We start from the raw sequence: 20,157 nt of genomic DNA, 5'->3' as shown, positions 1-20,157 counted from the left end.
TAAATGAGAAAGTGGCATGTTGGTTAAGGAGGGAATCAAGGGACAGGGCTTTATCAGGACTGGTGAAGGTTATCGTATAATGCCAAGGTTGATTGAGTGGCTCATCGCCTTTGACCTGCAACACCGACACCGGTGAACCCAGCCCCTCCACTGTTAGCGTATACCGATTATGGCTCACACTTTTCAACCCATCAATTAACCCATTAACCAATCTCTCACCTAACTTGTCAACCAAACGGTCAAACTTGTTTGCCATGCCTTTTCCTTCCTTACTTATTGATTTAATTAAAATAAAGAATAATATCTTTTAGTTTGTTGTAATGATTCAAATAATTAATGTTATCTAATTTAATTATCCAATGTGGCTCTCTAATGTCGTTATCTAATAGATAGTCTCACTAAATTAAATTGTATAATTGCATAAAGTATAGCGCATTTTGGGCCAAATTTTAACTAATTTTTAACCATCATGTTGTTTAATATTAATAATTCAAGTTAGCTTAGCGACGTTGTTTTTGTAGTTAAATTTTTGTTAAAAAAGGAATAACGATAAGTTCATTTTTATCAATTTAGTCATGATTTTTTTTACTTAAACACGATGTCTCCTGAAAGTTTTTAACAAAAATGGGCGCTTTGTCTTTTTAGATAAACTGTGTGATCACATCGTATTAAATAAAATTCACCAACCCCGCCTGCCCATAAACGAATGGAAAAGGCGAAATAGCGATACATACGTTAATGGAAAGTTGCAGAATCAGCAAATATTTAGTTACCAAAAGACTGACAACTAAAGCCTAGCGATTTACTCACTTTTATAATACCGTTAAACCGCATAAAGTGATTTTAGGGAAAACGCCTTATGCATTTTTAGCAGACTATTGTAAATAAGTTAAATTGGTGTTTTCTTCTTACGGCTGAAAATAAAAAGCATCTTTCGATGCTTTTTTAAATTTTTATAAGAATAGAAAAGTAAAGTAAATAGCTATTGCTTTATCCCATATTCAGACCGATAGTCTTCAACAAGTCCCACTTGATCTTTGCGAGCAGGATCTTTATAAAGGTATTGGATCAAATCATCTAACGTAATAATTGAAATAACATCACAGTGATAAGTTTGTTTAATTTCTTGAATAGCTGAAAGCTCACCACGACCTTTTTCTTGACGATCAAGGCAGATTAATACGCCTGCAAGTTTAGATTTATTGTCTTCTAAGATCCGCATAGATTCACGAATTGCAGTACCGGCGGTAATTACATCATCAACTAACATGACGCGTTGTTCATAAATGGAGCTACCGACTAAGTTACCACCCTCACCGTGATCTTTGGCCTCTTTGCGGTTAAAGCAATAAGGCACATCAACATTGTGGTGTTCAGAAAGGGCAACCACGGTTGATGAAACGATTGGAATACCTTTATAAGCAGGACCAAAAATCACATCATACTCCAAATGAGCATCCATCAATGCGGCAGCATAAAAACGGCCTAACAATGCAAGATCTTTTCCTGTATTAAATAAACCTGCATTAAAAAAGTAAGGGCTTTTTCTACCTGATTTTAGAGTAAATTCACCAAATTTTAAGGCTTGTCTATTTAATGCAAATTCAATAAATTCACTTTTGTATGATTTCATTGATTTTCTCCAATTAATCTTTTAAGGCTTGTTTTTGAGCATCAATAATGGTCGCTATCCCATTTTTTGCTAATGTTAATAATTGTAATAACTCTTCATGGCTAAATGGCTCGCCTTCTGCAGTGCCTTGTATTTCAATGATTCGTCCATCATCGGTCATAATAACATTCATATCGGTTTCGGCGTTTGAATCTTCTATGTATTCCAAATCACAAAGCGCTTCCCCTTCAACAATACCAACAGAAACAGCCGCAACTAACGATTTTATTGGGTTTTGTTTGATTTTTCCATTTGCTAGCATTTGATTAATAGCATCATTTAAAGCAACGCAAGCACCAGTAATTGATGCTGTTCGAGTACCGCCATCGGCTTGAATAACATCACAATCAAGTGTAATGGTATGTTCGCCTAGTAGCTTTAAGTCAATCATTGCACGTAATGAGCGAGCAATGAGTCGTTGAATTTCCATTGTTCGGCCTGTTTGCTTACCTTTAGCGGCTTCACGCTGTGTTCTTGAATTGGTTGCGCGAGGTAACATGCCGTATTCAGCGGTTACCCACCCTTGGCCTTGTCCTTTTAAAAAGCGAGGAACCCCATCTTCAACAGAGGCATTACAAAGTACTTTGGTTTCACCAAATTCAACTAATACAGAACCTTCTGCATGCTTAGTATAATGACGGGTTATTTTGATTGTGCGGACTTGTTCCGCAGTTCGACCAGAAGGGCGCATGCATATCTCCAACAGTTTCTGTTTAAAATTATTTTTGAGTTAATCATTTAGGAGGACATCAACAAGATAAGTCAATGTTTAGCCTAAGCTAAGAGCGCATTATACAGAATTTGTGGTACAATGCCCAGCAAGTTTTTTACAATTTTAGGGTGTTATTATGATTTCAAGTATGACTGCTTATGCAAGAAAAGAGCTAAACCAACCATGGGGGACTGCTTCTTGGGAATTACGTTCAGTTAACCAACGTTACTTAGAAACGTATATTCGTTTGCCAGAGCAATTTCGTTCACTTGAGCCTATCATTCGCGAAAGATTACGAAGCCGCCTGACTCGAGGAAAGATCGAATGTAATTTACGCTTTGAATTAGATCCTTCAACACAACATCAAGAGCTTTCATTAAATAAAGAGCTAGCTAAACAAATACTTAACGCTGCAAGTTGGGTGCAAACCGAACACGACTCAGCTCAAATTAACCCTATTGATGTATTACGCTGGCCGGGTGTAATGTCGGCAAAAGAGCAAAACTTAGATACTATTTCGCAAGAAATTTTAGCGCTACTTGATACTGCGATAGATGAGTTTATTACAGTACGTGAACGCGAAGGTAAAGCGCTTTGTGATCTTATTATCAAACGATTAGAAGCGATCACAGCAGAAGTTGGCAAAATCCGTCAATGGATGCCAGAAATTCTTGAATGGCAAAAAGAGAGACTAAAAAGTAAATTAGAAGAAGCCAATATTGAGCTTGATAATTCTCGTTTTGAGCAAGAAATAGTTATGCTTGCACAACGTATTGATGTCGCTGAAGAACTTGATCGTTTAATGACACATGTTAAAGAGACATATTCTATTTTAAAGAAAAACGAAGCAGTAGGGCGCAGACTTGATTTTATGATGCAAGAGTTTAATCGAGAATCTAACACTATTGCATCTAAATCAATTAATGCTGATGTGACAGCAAGTGCGATTGAACTAAAAGTGCTTATTGAACAAATTAGAGAACAAGTACAAAACATTGAGTAATCACCCATTCAATGAATAATACATTGGGTATTTTAGCTGTCATATTAGCATCTGCTTTATGGGGAACAACGGGCACAGCCGCTAGTTTTGCGCCCTCGCTTTCTCCTTTGCTTATTGGTTCGCTAGCGATGGGCATCGGCGGAATTTTACAATGCATATTGGCGATATCTAAAATAATCAAAGAGCGTTATTTATTAATCAAACATCTTTGCCTACTTATTGTTGGTGCTATTGCTGTTATGATTTATCCTTTAGCTTTTTATAGCGCTATGCGCTTATCAGGTGTAACAATTGGAACGGTAGTTTCTATTGGGTCTGCGCCGATTTTTTCTGCTATAATTGAATACGCAGACGGTGACTTTCGATTAACTAGGCAATGGTTAATTGGCGCAACGTTTGGCATTTTAGGGATTATACTGTTGTCTTTTTCAGAAAATAATTCAGCAATCGTTCAAAATAATCATATTATCCTCGGTATTTTACTAGGTTTAATTGCTGGATTTACCTATGCTTTATATTCATGGTCAGCACGCCAGTTAATGTTAAAGGGAATATCAACAAAGTCAGCCATGGGAGCAACCTTTGGGTGTGGTGGTATATTATTAATACCTGTCATGGTGTTCACTGGTTTCGGTTTATTTGAGTCATTAACAAATATTATAGTTTGTGCTTATATGGCATTAATTCCCATGTTTATGGGATACCTTTGTTATGGATTTGGTTTATCAAAGATATCAACTAGTACCGCAACAACTATTACACTGCTTGAGCCTGTAATAGCGGCAGTTTTAGCAATTTTGGTCGTAGACGAAATGTTGCCTTTAATAGGGTGTATCGGTATTTTATTTATTCTTATTTGTCTTATTTTAATTACGATTGATATAAACAAGTAATTTATCAAAAAGCAAGATATACAAACAAATTATTAAGTTTTCATTTTTACTCATCGTTGAGAAATAAGCACTACTTGTTGGCAAACTAAACTGGTATTGCTAAAATTTGAAAAAACAATAATGTTAATATTATGAGGAAAGAAAAAATGAAAAAGTTATTAATAAGTGGATTGTTATCTCTACTTTTAACAGGCTTTGCCAATGCTGATACCGATAATACTTCTAATACTTCGCTAAAAGACTTACCATTTGATGAAGTAATGAAAATGGCAACCGAAAAAAATGATGCAAAAGCGCAGTATAATTTGGGGGTTCGATATGATCGAGGCGAAGGCGTTGAAAAAGACTATGCTAAAGCAAGAGAATGGTATGAAAAATCAGCAGCCCAAGGTTATGCGAGTGCTCAATCTAATTTAGGTACTTATTATGATTATGGTACTGGTGTTGAGCAAGATTATGTAAAAGCAAAAGAGTGGTACGAAAAGGCTGTTGCTCAAAATGATGATTACGCTCAATATAATTTAGGTATTTTATACATTGAAGGTAGAGGAGTAGAAAAAGATGTCTCTAAAGCTAGAGAACTATTTGAAAAAGCTGCGAAGCAAGGTCTTGCTAATGCGCAATATAATTTAGCTATTATGTACTTAGAGGGAGAGGGTGTAAAAAAAGATATAGTTACAGCAAAAGAATGGCTCGAAAAAGCAGCTATACAAGGTATACCACAAGCTCAATTTAATTTGGGTATCATGTATGAAAATGGTCAAGCTGTAAAAAAAGATCACAAAAAAGCCATGGAATGGATTGAAAAAGCTTGTAAAAATGGAATTCAACATCAAATTTGTAACTAAAAATTTTTAGTTGCAATACTAATAAAATTTGATTAAATGCAAAGGGGGAAAAGAATAGCCCCCCTTTTCTAATTTTATATTAAAATAATTCTAATTAGTTGCTATGTGGAATCTTTTTTTGAGTGATTTAAAATACCAGTAAAGCACAATACAAGCTGTACCAGTAGATAACAGATCGGCCGTTGGTGCTGCTACCCAAACACCATTGAAACCCCAAAATAATGGCAAAATATAAAGCGCTGGTAACAAAATCAAAATCTGCCTTGAAAGGCTCAGTAAAATCGAAATTTTTGCCATACCAAGACATTGGAAAAAGCTAGTAGTTACCATTTGAAAACCAACAAAAACAAAAGACAATGTAGTAAAACGTAGAGCAATGGCGGATAATGCTACAAGATCTTCTTCTGAACTAAATGCTTGAACCAACGTATCAGGAACAAAAAATCCAAGGACAAAACCGAGTGAAGTTACAACGGTTGCTACTTTAACAGCATAAAAGAACGTCTTTTTAACGCGATCATAATTTTTAGCACCATAATTATAACCAATAATAGGTTGCATACCTTGATTGATACCAATGACAATCATAATCACTAAAGTAATAAGCCGGTTAGCATTAGAATAAGCAGCAATTGAATCATCGCCAGATACGCCAGCAAGTGGCGCATAACGATTAAGTTGCCAGTTAATAAACACCACAACGATTGAAGCTGCCATTTGCATTGAAAAAGGTGATAAACCGATTGATATAACTGACTTTGCAATTGAAAAATCTAACTTAAAATTACGACGATAAAGCTTGATATTGCTATTCTTATTTAAAAAATGTTGCATAACAAATACAAAGCTAATCATCATCGACAATGTTGTCGCGAATGCAGCCCCACGCATACCCCAGCCTAAACCGATAATAAAAATTGGCGCTAAAATAATATTGGCAATCACACTAACAAACATGGTGACCATTGCCTTAAATGGATAACCACTTGCACGCATCATATTATTGTAGTTAAAAGTCAGGGTTAAAAAGATACTACCAGGTAAAAAAATCTCTAAAAACTCTCTGGCATAAACATGGTTAACAGGACTAGAACCAACAAATCGCAACACGGGATCAATAAAAATAAGCAGCATTGATAACGTAAAACCACTCAGTACTGCAGTTAGCATAAATGACGTACCAGCGACTTTTTCAGCTTTGTCGTTATCACCACGACCTAAAAAAATCGAAATTCGACTGGCCGAACCAATCCCAACTAACATACCAATTGCTGCTGCCAGATTCATTACCGGCAAAATAAGACCGGCGGCACTTAATGCCTCGCGCCCAATCCAATGGCCAATAAAAACACCGTCAATAATATTATAAAGTGTGTTAACAATTGTCCCAATAATGGCGGGTAACGCATATTGCCAAAACAAAGCACTAATTTTTTTTTGCCTAAAATCATGATAAATATCGTGAGATTTCACCATATTTTTTTATTCCTATCGTTAGATATTGTAAAGAAGTTTCAGATAAGATATACGCTTGAGTATAAATTTGAAATTATGCCTTACTAGTCTAACAGACTTATTAATTGTTGATAGCACTTTTTTCGTGTTTTGATAAAATGAACACTATTTTTTCAAGATCTAAACAGGGATGCCTAATGAGTGTACAAATTGAAAATATCATATTGCATAAATTGGTTAGAAAAAGTGATACCGAGATCGAACTACAATTGCGTGACTCAACGCTAGGTAATGAGCAAGCCGTTATAAATCTGATTGAAGATATCAACCGAATTTATAACAATAAAAGCAAAGCATATGGGCTTTTTAATAGTGAAAGTTTGTTTGAACTATCCCTAAAAGAGTTACGCTTAGGTAACCAAGATTTTTTACATTTTAGCCAAGAATCAACCAAACAGCTACGCAATGAGCTTGCTAAATACCCTTTTGCAGAAGGGGGAACAGTCGTATTTTGTCAGTACCGTTATTTAGCTGTCGAGTACTTAATTATTGCCGTATTAAACAGCTGTTCAAGTATGCTAGTTAATGAAGATCTAGATATCAGCGAAACCCAACACCTTGATATTGACCATGCAGACATTATTGCTCGCATAGACATCACAGAATGGGAAACCCAAGCCGACTCAAAACGATACCTAACTTTCTTAAAAGGTCGAGTAGGGCGCAAAGTATCGGACTTTTTCATGGACTATTTAGGCGCAAGCGAAGGGTTAGATGCCAAAGCGCAAAACAAAACACTGGTTAAAGCAGTTGACGAATACTGCCAAGAAATGCAATTTGACAAACAAGACAAAACCAACGCGCGTGAAAGTGTTTACAACTACTGCCAAGCTCAACACCAAGCGGGTGAAGAAATAGAGCTAAAAAACCTAGCTAACGAATTACCAACAAGCGGTGATAACAACTTTATCGAATTTATTAAAAACAGCGAATATGACTTAGAAGACACCTTTCCCGTTGATCGTAGTGCATTGCGACAACTCAAAAAATTCTCGGGCAGTGGTGGAGGACTAACCTTAAGCTTCGATTCAGAACTACTTGGCGAACGCATCAAATGGGATCCACAAACCGACTCACTGGTAATAAAAGGTGTACCACCTAACTTACGTGATCAATTACAACGAAACAGTGGCTCAAACTAATATCAGCAGGAAATTCAAAAATGAAATATATTGGTGCGCACGTTAGCGCAGCAGGTGGGGTAGACAATGCTCCAATTAACGCCTATCAAATTGGCGCAACCGCATTTGCGCTATTTACCAAAAACCAACGGCAATGGCACGCCAAACCGCTTGAAACAGCCACTATTGATAGTTTTAAAAAACGCTGTGAAAAATATGGCTTTACCAGCAAACAAATTTTGCCACACGATAGTTATCTAATTAACTTAGGTCACCCTGATAGAGAGCTACTTGAAAAATCACGCACTGCTTTTTTAGATGAAATGCAACGGTGCGAACAACTTGGACTAACATTGCTTAACTTTCACCCAGGAAGTGACTTAAAACAAATTTCTGTAGATGAATGCCTTGCACGCATTGCCGAATCAATCAATATCACGCTTGATAAAACACAAAACGTCGTTGCTGTTATTGAAAACACTGCAGGGCAGGGATCTAACTTAGGTTATAAATTTGAACATCTTGCGCAAATCATAGACCAAGTTGAAGACAAAAGCCGTGTTGGCGTCTGCATTGACACTTGCCATGCTTTTGCCGCAGGTTATGACCTCCGTACTGAAAAAGCCTGCCAAGAGACCTTTGCAGAATTTGAAAAAATCGTCGGTTTTCAATATTTGCGCGGTATGCATTTAAACGATGCCAAAAGTGAATTTGCTAGCCATGTCGATCGCCATCACAGTTTAGGCAAAGGCAATATTGGCGAAGTGGCATTTAAATATATTATGCAAGATCCAAGAATTGACGAAATTCCTCTTATCTTAGAAACCATTGATCCTGATATTTGGGCACAAGAAATAAGCTGGTTAAAGGAACAGATAAACATATGATAAAAATTTATTATATTTTATTTATCTGATAAAGCCTTTATTTGGGAACAAAATTGATGAATAAAACTATACAAGAAAAGATGAAAGTAAACTTTTCCAGAGTGATGAAATCACAACAAGACATTTAATTATATTAGGCCCAGACTACAATATAATAACGAATGTGATTGAGGAGATAATGGCAGGTGATATGTTTTACTGGTTAAATCGCTTAAATAATAAAGATGAACTAATCTATCAATAGACACGAATTGGGTTTGTAGATAAATTAATCAATATTCGAAATGTGCCACCAGTGTTACTAGCAGAAAGTTATGTTGATTATATGGCAGTTTCTAAGGAATGTAGCGGATTTTATCCAGAATGGGAGAAGAAAGGAATATGAAAAAAATAAATGAATTATCATCACAACAATTAATTACCACTATATTTGACCCTGTAAAAGAACTGGATAAAACCATGCCAACGCGCATTACTCAATATATCTTACAGGGTGATGAACTAAATGTATTAGTTGATTTAAATCAATTGTGTCAGTCTTCGAACACAGCTAATAAACTTTATGAGTTACTTCGAAGACCTTGTGATTTTTATTGGGCAGATATTTATGACAAACCCAATTCATCCGAAAAGGCAAGAATGGCCTTTTATCAGCGTTGGACTGATGAGTATACTTTTGAACAGATAATCCGTTTTGCACGAGTTTTAACAGCGTTATGTGGTAATTTACGTTTTATTAAACTTATTACTCTAGAGTTACCCTCTTGGTTTTTATACCTGTTATATGATGGATTGATTACTACGTTACCGATTTGTTGTAACAATGAAGAGCGGATTGATGAACGAAAAAATTGGTCAATTAAACAATTGCATCAGTTGTTAGAGATTGAGGAATCAGGATTAGGTAAAAAGTTATTATTTGCTATTTTTGACCGCCAAAATATTACATATAGCGACAGTTTTCAATATTTCTTTATGATTAATGGTCTGTTGCCTTATATTATTGAGCATATTGAATTATTCAAACAGTTACCGAATCAAGGTATTGCGATATTAGGTCAAGTCGAACAATTAAAATATATTCGAAAACATCCTGAACTGAAAATGTCGCTGCTTGATTTTATTGCTGTGCAGTCATTAAATAGCTCCAAACAAATTAGTCAGCTAGCAACTGAAATGTTACTTAGTTCCCCTGTCGAAATAGTAAAGCCCCATTTACAACGTTTATTAACTTCTGGCACAGTTAGGCAACGTAGTCATGCTGCCGCATTACAGGCTAGAATATCCTCCGATCCGACAATCCTACAACAAGCCTTGGCTAACGAAACCAACAAAACGGTCATTGCTGCGATAGAAAGTGCTTTATCACGACTTGAAAGTGCAAATACAGCCGAACAACAAGCAACTTTGATAATTCCTGATTTTGAGTCAATCGATGATGTTGATTTACCCATTATTGCTCGTGATATTTTGCAGCAAAATTATGAAGAACATTTAATAGAAAGTGAAAAAGCGGCACAAAAAGAAGTTGAAGATAACAAAAAATATAACCTTCCATATAATTGGGCAAGAAAATACTATAAAACGTTAAAAACGATTACCTCACAGGATTTAGATGATGTCTATCACTATTTAAATGGTAAGATTGAATATTCGGCGTTACTCAAAAAAATCAATAAAAATATCGATATTACATTTTTATTAGCCAAAAAAAGGTTACAGAATCTACCTGAATTTACGCTTTTTCATCTATTACGAGTGACTCAATTAGCTGATAAAGATACAGGCGTTTATTATTTCGAAAGATTATATGAAAAAAATGAATTTATAAAAAAATTAGATCTTAGACAAATTGCTGATGTATTAGTAAAAATCAATTATTCTCAGCATGTGCCCTATGTCGTTGCTGTGCCATTTTTAACCAAAGATACCTATCACGATGTCTATGAAAATGAACCACACAAATTATGGCCATTTTTTGCTGAAAACGAATTTTTGCTTGATGAGGCCTTAGGTTTTGCTCCCAAACAAGAAGCCTGGTCTTATCTTAATGTTGATGTAGAAAGTACCATTAAAATATTACAAACTTTCCCAAATATTCCAACTAAATATGTTGCTTATCTATTTGAATTAGCTTTGGGCGAAAGTAAACAAGTACGCTATGCTGCACAAAACGCTTTAAGTGTGATTACTAATATTCATTGCCAAGTTGAACAAACTTTAACATCAGCAAAGCAAGAGGTGCGAATTGTCGCCGCTAATTGGTTAGCAGAGTTAGGACAAAAATCTTCAATTAAAGCATTAAACAATGCCTTAAAAAAAGAAAAACGCGAAACTGTACAAGCTGCTTTATTAGTCGCTTTAGAAAAATTAGGCGAAGATATTAGTCAACATCTAACCGTTAAAAAACTATTAACCGATGCACAAAAAGGCTTAAAAGGTAAAAAACCTGCTGATTTTGACTGGTTTGATAAAAATCTAATTCCACCATTAACATGGAAAGACGGTGATACAGTTGATTCTCAAATTATTGAATGGTGGGCGTGGTTAGCGGTCAAATTAAAAGATCCAGCTAATCCATTGTTAATTATTTATAGCCGCTTATTAAGTCAGCAAAGCCAACAGCAATTAGGCGAATTTATTTTACAAAGCTTTATTAAACAAGATACGCGAATGCCAACGGTGGAAGATGCCGAAGCAAAAGCCAATTCATTAGCTGATAAGCGATTGCAGCGATATATTGGCTACTACCAGCAACACCCTCAATACTACCCTAGTTATGCCAATATTACTTTTGAACAAGTATTTGAAGAGATAAAAAAAGAGGCTTTGTCAGTCTATCTTGGTTCAGCTATTAAAGCGAAAGGATTATTAGCATTAACCAGTGGTATTAAAGGTCACATTGCAGTTTCGTTATTACGTAGCTTTATGAAAGATCATCAACAACGACGAGCACAAATTGAAGCGATGCTTGAACCGCTTGCTCAAAGTGATGATCCGTTGATCACTCAACTCTTGTTATCGCTTGCCCGCCGTTATCGTGCTGCATCTGTACAAGAAAAAGCCCGCTTATTGGTAGAAAGTATTGCAGAACGCAATGGCTGGACTACTGATGAACTAGCGGATCGCACCATATCTACCGCAGGTCTAGATGATAATGGTGTGTTAACCCTTGATTATGGTGAACGCACATTTACGGCTACTTTTGATGATAAGTTTAAATGGCATTTAAAAAATGCAGATGGTAACGAAATTAAATCCTTACCAGAAGCCCGAAAAAGCGAAGATCAAGCCTTAGTGAAAGAGGCAAAAAAACAGTTTTCCAACAGTAAAAAAGAACTAACGCAATTGCTCAATATGCAAATTACCCGCTTTTATGAAGCTATGTGTACACAGCGTCAATGGCGAGTAGAGGATTGGCAAAAATACTTACAGCCACATCCTATCGTAGGACGGCTTATTCAACGTTTAATCTGGCTTGAATTAGATGAAAATGGACAGATAGTAAACAGCTTTAGACCAACTGAGGATGGTAGCTTAATTACAACTGAAGATGAAGAAATAGAACTAAATGAAATTAATCGCATTGCCCTTGCCCATTCGGCTGTGTTGCCAAGTGCTATCACAGTAAAATGGCAAGATCATCTTAAAGATTACAAAGTTCCAGAGCTATTTGATCAATTGACTCACTCATTACCAGATATAAGTAAAGTTAAAGATGACATTATTGATGAACGTTTAGGTTGGTTAACTGACAGTTTCACGATACGCGGTATCTTAACCAAATTGGATTATAAGCGTGATAACGTTGAAGATGCAGGTTGTTTTTATGGTTATTATAAGTATTTTGCTAGTCTTAACCTGTATATTAATATTGAATTTAGTGGCAGCATGGTACCAGAAGAAAATATCCCTGTTGCTCTTTTTGACCTCTATTTTAGTAAAAAGCCAGGTTTAAAAGATAGAGTAATAGCTCTCGATAAATTGCCTCCAGTGTTAGTCGCTGAAGGTTATGCTAACTATATGGCCGTTGCAAATGCGTGCAGTGGTTTTGATCCTGATTGGGAAGATAAATTAATATGGTAAAGGATAATGTTGACAGTAATGAGCGCAATTTATTAACGTGTTTTGAAATTTTGCGGGGGTTAGATAAATTGATTCCTGAGCGCATTTGTAAATATATTTTACAAGGTCAAGATCCTCTAGTTTTAGAGGATTTAAATCAATTGTCACAAACGTATAATGGTGAAAAGCGAGTTTATGGGCGTCTAGGCTTTCCTGGTGCGACTAATATCATTTATTATTTCACTGAGAAAAAACAGCCAATAAAAGCGAGAGCGCTATTTTATCAACAATGGACAGATAACTATACGCCAGAACAGATTATCCGTTTTGGTAAGGTATTAGCAGCAACCTATATTGAAAATATGCGGCAAAGTCGCGTTTATTCAGAACAAAAAAATATTGATGTGATCACGCCAAATTTACCATTATGGTTTTTATATCTATTTTTAGATGGATTGGTTTCAACTTTGTTTAGCTATAATCAAAGTACTGAAAAAATTACTCTAGAACGTCAAAATTGGTCTGTTCAACAATTACACCAATTGCTTGAAATAGAACAAAAAGGGCTAGGGAAACAGCTATTATTTGCTATTTTTGATCGTCAACAAACACCAGAATCTTATTTAAAGTGTTTTTATTATGTGTTTATGATTAATGGTTTATTGCCCTATATTTATGAACATCTTGAATGGTTTAAAACTTTGCCTGAACAGGGTCTATCTAGAGCTGGTCAATTACAGCAATTACAATATATTGCTAATCAAGACAAACTTAAACAAGATGTGATTGATTTGCTTGTAAAACAATCAACAAGTAATATAAAAGCAATCAGTGAGTTAGCAACAACCTTATTACTAAGTTTACCTATTGACATAATACAAGCTGAATTACAAGTTTTATTAGATCAAGGAACACCTAAGCAACGTTGCCATGCGATAAACTTATTAGTTAGATTATCTGTTAATCGCAAGATTTTAGAAGAAGCATTAACTCGTCAGACGAATAAAACCGTAATAAAAACCATCGAAGGGGCTTTATCACGATTAAGTGGCAATGAGGATGCTAAACAGCAAGAAATCGAATTAATTATTCCTCCTTTTGAATCGATCGTTGAAGTTAATTTACCTTCTAAAGCGCGAGATATTTTGCAACAAAACTACCAAGAAATATTAGTCCAACAGCAAAAGAAAGCAGAACAGGAAATTCAATATAACCAAGAATATGGTTACAAAATTACATCTGAACAACAGCGTTATGCGCAATTAAAAACAATTACTGTTAGTGATTTAGATGCGATTTTTGATTGTTTAAATGGTAAAGGTGATATCGATCAGGCGGATATAAAAAATAAATTAATTTATGAAATTATTTTGAATAAAAGGCGCTTGCCATCGTTACCTGAATTTAATCTTTACCACTTATTACGTGCGGAAAAAATTTGTCATCATCAGCCTAATTCCTTTTATTTAGGTTTAAGTTTTTCTCATCATGAAATCTTGTTACGTACTGATTTACGCCAGTTAGTTGAAGTCATGAATAAAATAGATTATGTGCCAGATGCGAAACGTACCATCGCTGCCGCATTTTTAATGAATTATTATTATGAAACCACAGCTGAGGTCGATCCTAATTTAGTTTGGCCATTTTTTGCCGAAAATTCCGTTTATCTTGATGAAGCATTAGGACTATTGCCAAATCAAGAACTGCAAAACAGTGATTATTTTTTTGAGAAAGAACGAGGAATAAAAATATTAACTTTTTTCCCGAAGTTACTAGCTAAATATGTGACTTATTTACTTGAACTGGCATTAGGTGAAACTCAATCATTACGTTTATTAGCACAAAAAGCATTGAGTATGTTGCCTGATATTCATTACCGAGTGGAAGAGGCATTAATATCAACCAAACAAGCTCAGCGTATTTTAGCTGCAAGTGGTTGGTAAAATTAGGACAGAAATCATCAATTAAAGCACTGAATAATGCGCTAAACAAAGAGAAATCTGAATCTGTACAAGCAACATTATTAGCTGCGCTTGAAAGTTTAGGTGAAAATATAAACCAATATTTAACGCCAACGAAATTATTAGATGATGCACAAAAAGGCTTAACAGGCAAAAAACCAGCAGATGCCAAATGGCTTGATGAAAGCTTAATTCCAGCATTAACTTGGCAAAATGGTAAGGTAGTTGACCCTCAAATTATCACTTGGTGGATTTGGCTTGCGATAAAATTAAAAGAGCCTGCTAATCCATTATTAATCATTTATACCCGACTTTTAAACATCAAAAGTCAACACGAATTAGGTGTATTTATTTTACAGGCTTTTATTAAGCAAGACACACTAACGCCAACACTTGAAGAAGCCGAAATAGAGGCAAACTTAAATGCAAAACAGCGTTGGAAAGATTACTTAAATTATGCAAAGCGTTATCCCGAGTATTATGGTCAATATGAAAATATGACTTTAAGCGAAGCATTCGAAATGATAAAGCAAGAAGTGCTTTCCCGTTTGATTGGTTCAGCTATTAAATCAAAGGGGATATTATCACTAATTGGTGGCATACAAGGTAATACAGCCGTATCGATAATAAAAAACTATATTAAAAACTATCAAATCAGGCGTGGACAAATTGAAACCATGCTTGAATCAATAGCCGTTAGTGACGATCCGCTTATTATTCAATTTTTATTATCAATTGCACGTCGTTATCGAACGCCGTCCGTGCAAAAAAAAGCAAAATTATTGATTAACCAAATTGCTGAGCAAAAACAGTGGACGGCTGATGAACTGGCTGATCGCACCATTCCAACAGCAGGTTTAGATAAATCGGGCGTACTGAGCCTTGATTATGGTGAGCGAATTTTTACAGCCACATTAGATGATAAATTTAAATTTGTATTAAAAAACGCCGAAGGTAAAGAAATTAAAACACTACCCGAAGCAAGAAAATCTGAAGATGAAACACTAGTTAAAGAAGCAAAAAAACAATTTAATAATAGTAAAAAAGAGCTGAAACAATTAATTGAATTACAAATAATGCGGCTATACGAAGCTATGTGTTTGCAACGACGTTGGTCTGTTTTAGAGTGGCAAGAATATCTCTATAACCATCCCATTATGAATCGATTAATTCAACATTTAGTATGGCTCGAAGTGAATGAATCAGGGGTAATTATAAAGAGTTTTCGTCCAACCGAAGATGGCAGTTTAATTGATTTAAACGATGACGAGATTGCGCTTAACAAACTAAACTATATTACTGTTGCACATAGTGCATTGTTAACTGAAGAAGTTGTGAAAACATGGCAAAAGCATCTTACAGATTACAAAGTTTCGCTACTACTTACACAATTTAACCATTCGTTGCCTGATGTTAGCCATGTTGAAGAAAATAATATTGATGATCGTAAAGGGTGGCTAACAGACAGTTTTACAATACGAAATATATTAATTAAACAAGGATATAAGCGAGAAGACATTGAAGACGGTGCTTGCTTTTATGGCTATTATAAATATTTTAGTGAACTTGAGCTTTATATCAATATTGAATTTAGTGGTAGCTATGTGCCAGAAGAAAATATTCCCGTTGTACTTTACAATCTATATTTTAGTAAAAAGCAAGGGAAAAACGGTAATGCAATTGATATTAACGATGTGCCGCCAGTCTTACTAGCAGAAGCTTATGCTGATTATATGGCTGTTGCTAATGCCTCAAGCGGTTTTGATCCAGAGTGGGAGAAGAAAGGGTTATGGTAAAACAAACACAAGCCATTCGCTTAAGTGCAGAACAACGTTATGCTAAAGAGTTAAATAAGTTGCTGAAATTGGATAGTAATAACAATAAACCTCAAGGTTGGCAATTATCACCAAAATCGGTACGAACGTTTATTTTAGGCAATGAAGAGGTTGGCATCAGCCGCAAATTTTTTGGTGACGATCCCCTTGTTGATCGAGCGATTGTCTCTTTGCTTGGTAAACAAGGTTTAATGTTAGTTGGCGAACCAGGTACAGCTAAATCGATGTTATCTGAACTGCTAGCTGCAGCAATTAGTGGTGATTCAAACCTAACTATTCAAGGTACGGCAGGGACAAATGAGGATCATATCAGATATTCTTGGAATTATGCTTTATTATTAGCAGAAGGGCCAACTGAACGAGCATTAGTTGGTTCGCCAATTTACCACGGTATGCAGCAAGGTAAAATTGTGCGCTTTGAAGAAATAACACGTTGTCCTCCTGAAATTCAAGACGTACTTGTGTCATTGATGTCAGAAAAGCAAATGATGATTCCAGAAATGGGACAGCATGCTAAAATTAGCGCTCGACCAGGTTTTAATCTTATTGGTACGGCAAATTTAAAAGATCGTGGTGTACATGAGATGTCGGCTGCATTAAAACGTCGCTTTAATTTTGAAACCGTTAACCCAATTACTGATAAAAACTTTGAAATAGAATTAATTCAAATGCAACTTAACCAGGAATTAGGTGAACTAAAATCGCAGATAATCATTCCAGTCGATGTCATTGAACTATTAGTAACAACGTTTCAAGAGTTAAGACAAGGGCAAACACAAGCAGGCACTAATCTGAAAACACCCGATGCGGTGATGTCAACAGCAGAAGCTGTCAATATTGTTTATGCCTCAGCATTAGATGCCTATTATTTTGATGAGGGCACCCTTGAGGGTGGACATATTGCTAAACAGCTTATTGGTGTAGTTTTAAAAGACAATGCTGATGATATTAAACGAATTCAATTTTATATGGATAATGTGGTGCGAGAAAGAGCCAAAAACTCATCAGTATGGCATTCATTCTACCAGGTGTCTAAAAAATTCTGGAAATAATAAATAGATAATCATTATGGGAAGCTCACCATTACCACAACGTCTACAAAATGCTTTGATATGTCGAGATGCATTACAACAAGCGCAGATCTATTTTGCTCCAGTGCGCCATCATAGTCCTGCTTGTAGTTATGCTTTGCGACAGTTGATTACTCAAATTAAACCGACCCATATTTTGATTGAAGCACCTGCTAGCTTTTCAGAAAAACTTGAGGAACTACTAAATAATAAGACAGAGCCACCCATTGCTATACTTTGTCAAACAGATCTTCAAGTAGACGAAGTTGTCTTTCAGAAGAATGAAGAATATAGAGAAGAATATAAAGAGGATGATAAGGCTAACTCGCCATCGCATCAAATTACTCGATCCGTATTTTATCCATTTTGTAATTACTCACCAGAGTGGCAAGCAATGCAATTGGCAAAACAATACAATGCAAAAATTCAATTTATTGATCTGCCTTGGGCAGAACAAGTTACTCAAGAATTCACATCATTGCAGAGCAAATCATTACTTTCTGAAACCTATCTAAAGCATAGCCAATACATTACTCAATTGGCTAAGAAATTACATTGCCGTGATCATGACGAAGTTTGGGAGCATTTATTTGAATTAAGAAATTTTACCGATCTTGCTGATTGGCAAACATTTTTTGAAGATACGTTTATTTGGTGTGCAATGGCGAGGCTTGATTACGATTCATCATCACTTGAAGCTGAAGGATCGAGCCAACGAGAACAGCATATGTTAACCGCAATTGGGCGATTAAAAAAATCGACCCCCGATGCAAAAATTGTGGTGGTCACAGGCGGATTTCATACTTTAGCATTATTTGAAGGATTATGGCAAAACAAGCTTCTATTACCCAAACGAACCGATATTACCCGATTTAATCGACAGCAGAAAAGTGGCGACAGGGATCGAACTTGGCTTATTCGTTATAGTTTTGATCGCCTTGATGCATTAAATGGTTATACAGCAGGGATGAATTCTCCTGCTTATTACCAAAAATCTTGGCAATCAATACTAGCTTATGAACAAAATTCTAACCAACCGCAAACAACCCAATGTTATCGAAAAACACAATTGATTGATTTTTTATCGATTATTACTGATAAATTAAGAGAAAAGCAAAATTGTAGTGATGCAATTGGTTTTATCCCTTTAAAGTCGGCGATTGAACAAGCCTGTTTATTAGCTGAACTTCGAGGTCATTATGGTCCAGGTCGTTATGATCTGCTTGATGGTATTCAATCTGCTTTTATCAAAGGAAGTATTCACGATGTACGCAGTGATTTTTGGCAAATAGTTTATCGTAGCTTATCAGGAAATCAATTAGGACAAATTCCTAATGATATAGCCTCACCACCACTTGTTAATGAAGTTTATTCAACACTTAAAAAATACCGTTTTAAGCTCGACGACACATTGCCTAAAACTACCCATATTGATATTTACCGTAACCCAGAACATCGGCAACGAAGTCGATTTTTACACCTACTTGCCTTTTTGGACGTTGGATTTGCTAATCGTCTTGACGGACCAAATTATCAATATGGAACACGGTTAACCATTATGTTTGAAGATTGGCAATATTTATGGACTCCAATGGTTGAAGCTAGGTTAATTGAGCTGTCAGAGCAAGGCACACAACTTGAACATATTGCCTTACAAAAATTACAACAGTCGATGGAACAATTAACTGAAGCGGGAACAGCTCAATCCTGTCAAGAGGCTGTAAAAGGGGTGATACAAGCTGCTTTAATGGGATTACAATCCTACTTTAGTCAATTATTGGCAAAGTTATCAACATATTTAGATGTTGATAATAATTTATTTTCAGTAGTAAATTGTGGGCATCGTTTACTCTATTTATGGCAAGGTCGCGACTTTTTAGCACTCAATGCTAATTCAACCTTATTAGCATTGCTAGCTAAAGTACCACAACAAGCTTTATTTTTACTTGACGAATTAAAACAAGCCAATACAGAGCAACAGCAAGAAAATTTAAAAACATTATTATTATTTAGAAATCTAATCAATAATTTACCAGAACAACTAAATGTGAAAAAGTTAAAGCAGGATTTTTATCTGAATTTGCATCGTTTACAACCGCTATTAAACAAGGCACCATTAATTCGTGGAGCCATTGATAGTATTGCTTATTTAGATTGTCAAATTAGTCAATCTGAACTTGAACACAAAATAAAAGTGGCTTTTGATTTTGGTACTCAATATGAACAGGCAAGTAGCTATTTTATGGGGATAATGCAATGCGCACCTGAATTAATTGTTAATTCTTCACAATTATTAACTAGCATTGATATGTTATTAGCGCATTGGGATCAAAAGCAATTTATTGAAATACTTCCTGATTTACGACTTGCATTTACTCAACTTACGCCTAAACAAAATGCAATAATTGCCGAAAAGATCTCTAAAAAATATAATATTCAAAAAGAAGAATTGGGTTTTCAGCAACATATATTTAGTGAAGAAGAATTGCAAAAAACACTTTCTTTGGAATTATCTATCTCCCAATATATTCATCAACAACAACTACAAGATTGGTTTAAAGAGTAAGGATTTAGC

Annotated in this window: 14 protein-coding genes; 10 read left to right on the top strand and 4 right to left on the bottom strand. The window is 35.4% G+C overall.

The genetic code is table 11. The annotated features are described in order from the left end of the window. The 3 genes from GQ594_RS08425 to rph all read right to left on the bottom strand — a co-directional run. Positions 1-256, bottom strand: a 256-nt coding sequence (locus tag GQ594_RS08425; protein WP_160416516.1) for a hypothetical protein, incomplete at its 3' end; no start/stop codon positions are given. 726 nt (positions 257-982) lie between these two features. Beyond that, on the bottom strand, positions 983-1,633 hold the full coding sequence (gene pyrE, locus GQ594_RS08420; protein ID WP_160412225.1) for an orotate phosphoribosyltransferase: 651 nt from the start codon (positions 1,631-1,633) through the stop codon (positions 983-985). A gap of 13 nt (positions 1,634-1,646) precedes the next feature. Then, positions 1,647-2,363: a ribonuclease PH gene (gene rph, locus GQ594_RS08415; RefSeq protein ID WP_160412223.1), complete on the bottom strand. Its 717-nt coding sequence runs from the start codon at positions 2,361-2,363 to the stop codon at positions 1,647-1,649. Positions 2,364-2,520: 157 nt separating this feature from the next. Here rph and GQ594_RS08410 point away from each other — a divergent pair, with 157 nt between their 5' ends. From GQ594_RS08410 to GQ594_RS08400, 3 genes are all read left to right on the top strand, one after another. Then, positions 2,521-3,387 (top strand): YicC/YloC family endoribonuclease, encoded by an 867-nt coding sequence (locus GQ594_RS08410; RefSeq protein WP_160412221.1) that lies wholly within the window; start codon positions 2,521-2,523, stop codon positions 3,385-3,387. Between the two features lie 11 nt (positions 3,388-3,398). After that, a complete protein-coding gene (locus tag GQ594_RS08405; RefSeq protein WP_160412219.1) occupies positions 3,399-4,280 on the top strand; it encodes a DMT family transporter in 882 nt (293 codons plus the stop codon). A 146-nt stretch (positions 4,281-4,426) separates the two neighbouring features. Then, on the top strand, positions 4,427-5,128 hold the full coding sequence (locus GQ594_RS08400; RefSeq protein WP_160412217.1) for a tetratricopeptide repeat protein: 702 nt from the start codon (positions 4,427-4,429) through the stop codon (positions 5,126-5,128). 90 nt (positions 5,129-5,218) lie between these two features. Here GQ594_RS08400 and GQ594_RS08395 read toward each other — a convergent pair whose 3' ends face one another. Continuing rightward, a complete protein-coding gene (locus GQ594_RS08395) occupies positions 5,219-6,604 on the bottom strand; it encodes an MATE family efflux transporter (protein WP_160412215.1) in 1,386 nt (461 codons plus the stop codon). A 176-nt stretch (positions 6,605-6,780) separates the two neighbouring features. Here GQ594_RS08395 and yejK point away from each other — a divergent pair, with 176 nt between their 5' ends. The 7 genes from yejK to GQ594_RS08360 all read left to right on the top strand — a co-directional run bounded on the left by yejK (position 6,781) and on the right by GQ594_RS08360 (position 20,148). Continuing rightward, complete coding sequence (yejK, locus tag GQ594_RS08390) at positions 6,781-7,785, top strand: nucleoid-associated protein YejK (protein WP_160400840.1); 1,005 nt, start codon at positions 6,781-6,783, stop codon at positions 7,783-7,785. A gap of 20 nt (positions 7,786-7,805) precedes the next feature. Then, the gene (nfo, locus tag GQ594_RS08385) at positions 7,806-8,651 is read left to right on the top strand and encodes a deoxyribonuclease IV (protein ID WP_160412214.1); all 846 of its coding nucleotides are present in this window, start codon (positions 7,806-7,808) and stop codon (positions 8,649-8,651) included. Between the two features lie 381 nt (positions 8,652-9,032). After that, positions 9,033-12,737, top strand: a complete 3,705-nt coding sequence (locus GQ594_RS08380) for a DUF4132 domain-containing protein (protein ID WP_160412212.1) — start codon at positions 9,033-9,035, stop codon at positions 12,735-12,737. Next, the gene (locus GQ594_RS08375; RefSeq protein ID WP_160412211.1) at positions 12,731-14,659 is read left to right on the top strand and encodes a hypothetical protein; all 1,929 of its coding nucleotides are present in this window, start codon (positions 12,731-12,733) and stop codon (positions 14,657-14,659) included. The genes GQ594_RS08380 and GQ594_RS08375 overlap by 7 nt, the downstream gene beginning before the upstream one ends. Then, complete coding sequence (locus GQ594_RS08370) at positions 14,653-16,473, top strand: DUF4132 domain-containing protein (RefSeq protein WP_160412209.1); 1,821 nt, start codon at positions 14,653-14,655, stop codon at positions 16,471-16,473. Before GQ594_RS08375 ends, GQ594_RS08370 begins: the two co-directional genes overlap by 7 nt. Next, positions 16,467-17,564 (top strand): ATP-binding protein, encoded by a 1,098-nt coding sequence (locus GQ594_RS08365; protein ID WP_065609770.1) that lies wholly within the window; start codon positions 16,467-16,469, stop codon positions 17,562-17,564. Before GQ594_RS08370 ends, GQ594_RS08365 begins: the two co-directional genes overlap by 7 nt. 16 nt (positions 17,565-17,580) lie before the next feature. After that, entirely contained in the window at positions 17,581-20,148 is a 2,568-nt protein-coding gene (locus tag GQ594_RS08360; protein WP_160412207.1) for a DUF5682 family protein, read from the top strand. Positions 20,149-20,157: the final 9 nt, after the last annotated feature.

Source organism: Gilliamella sp. Pra-s52 (genome assembly GCF_009795805.1).
In the GTDB taxonomy this organism is placed as follows: Bacteria; Pseudomonadota; Gammaproteobacteria; order Enterobacterales; family Orbaceae; genus Gilliamella.
The sequence above is the reverse complement of the archived record's forward strand: the minus strand, read 5'-3'. Positions and strand labels throughout refer to the sequence as shown.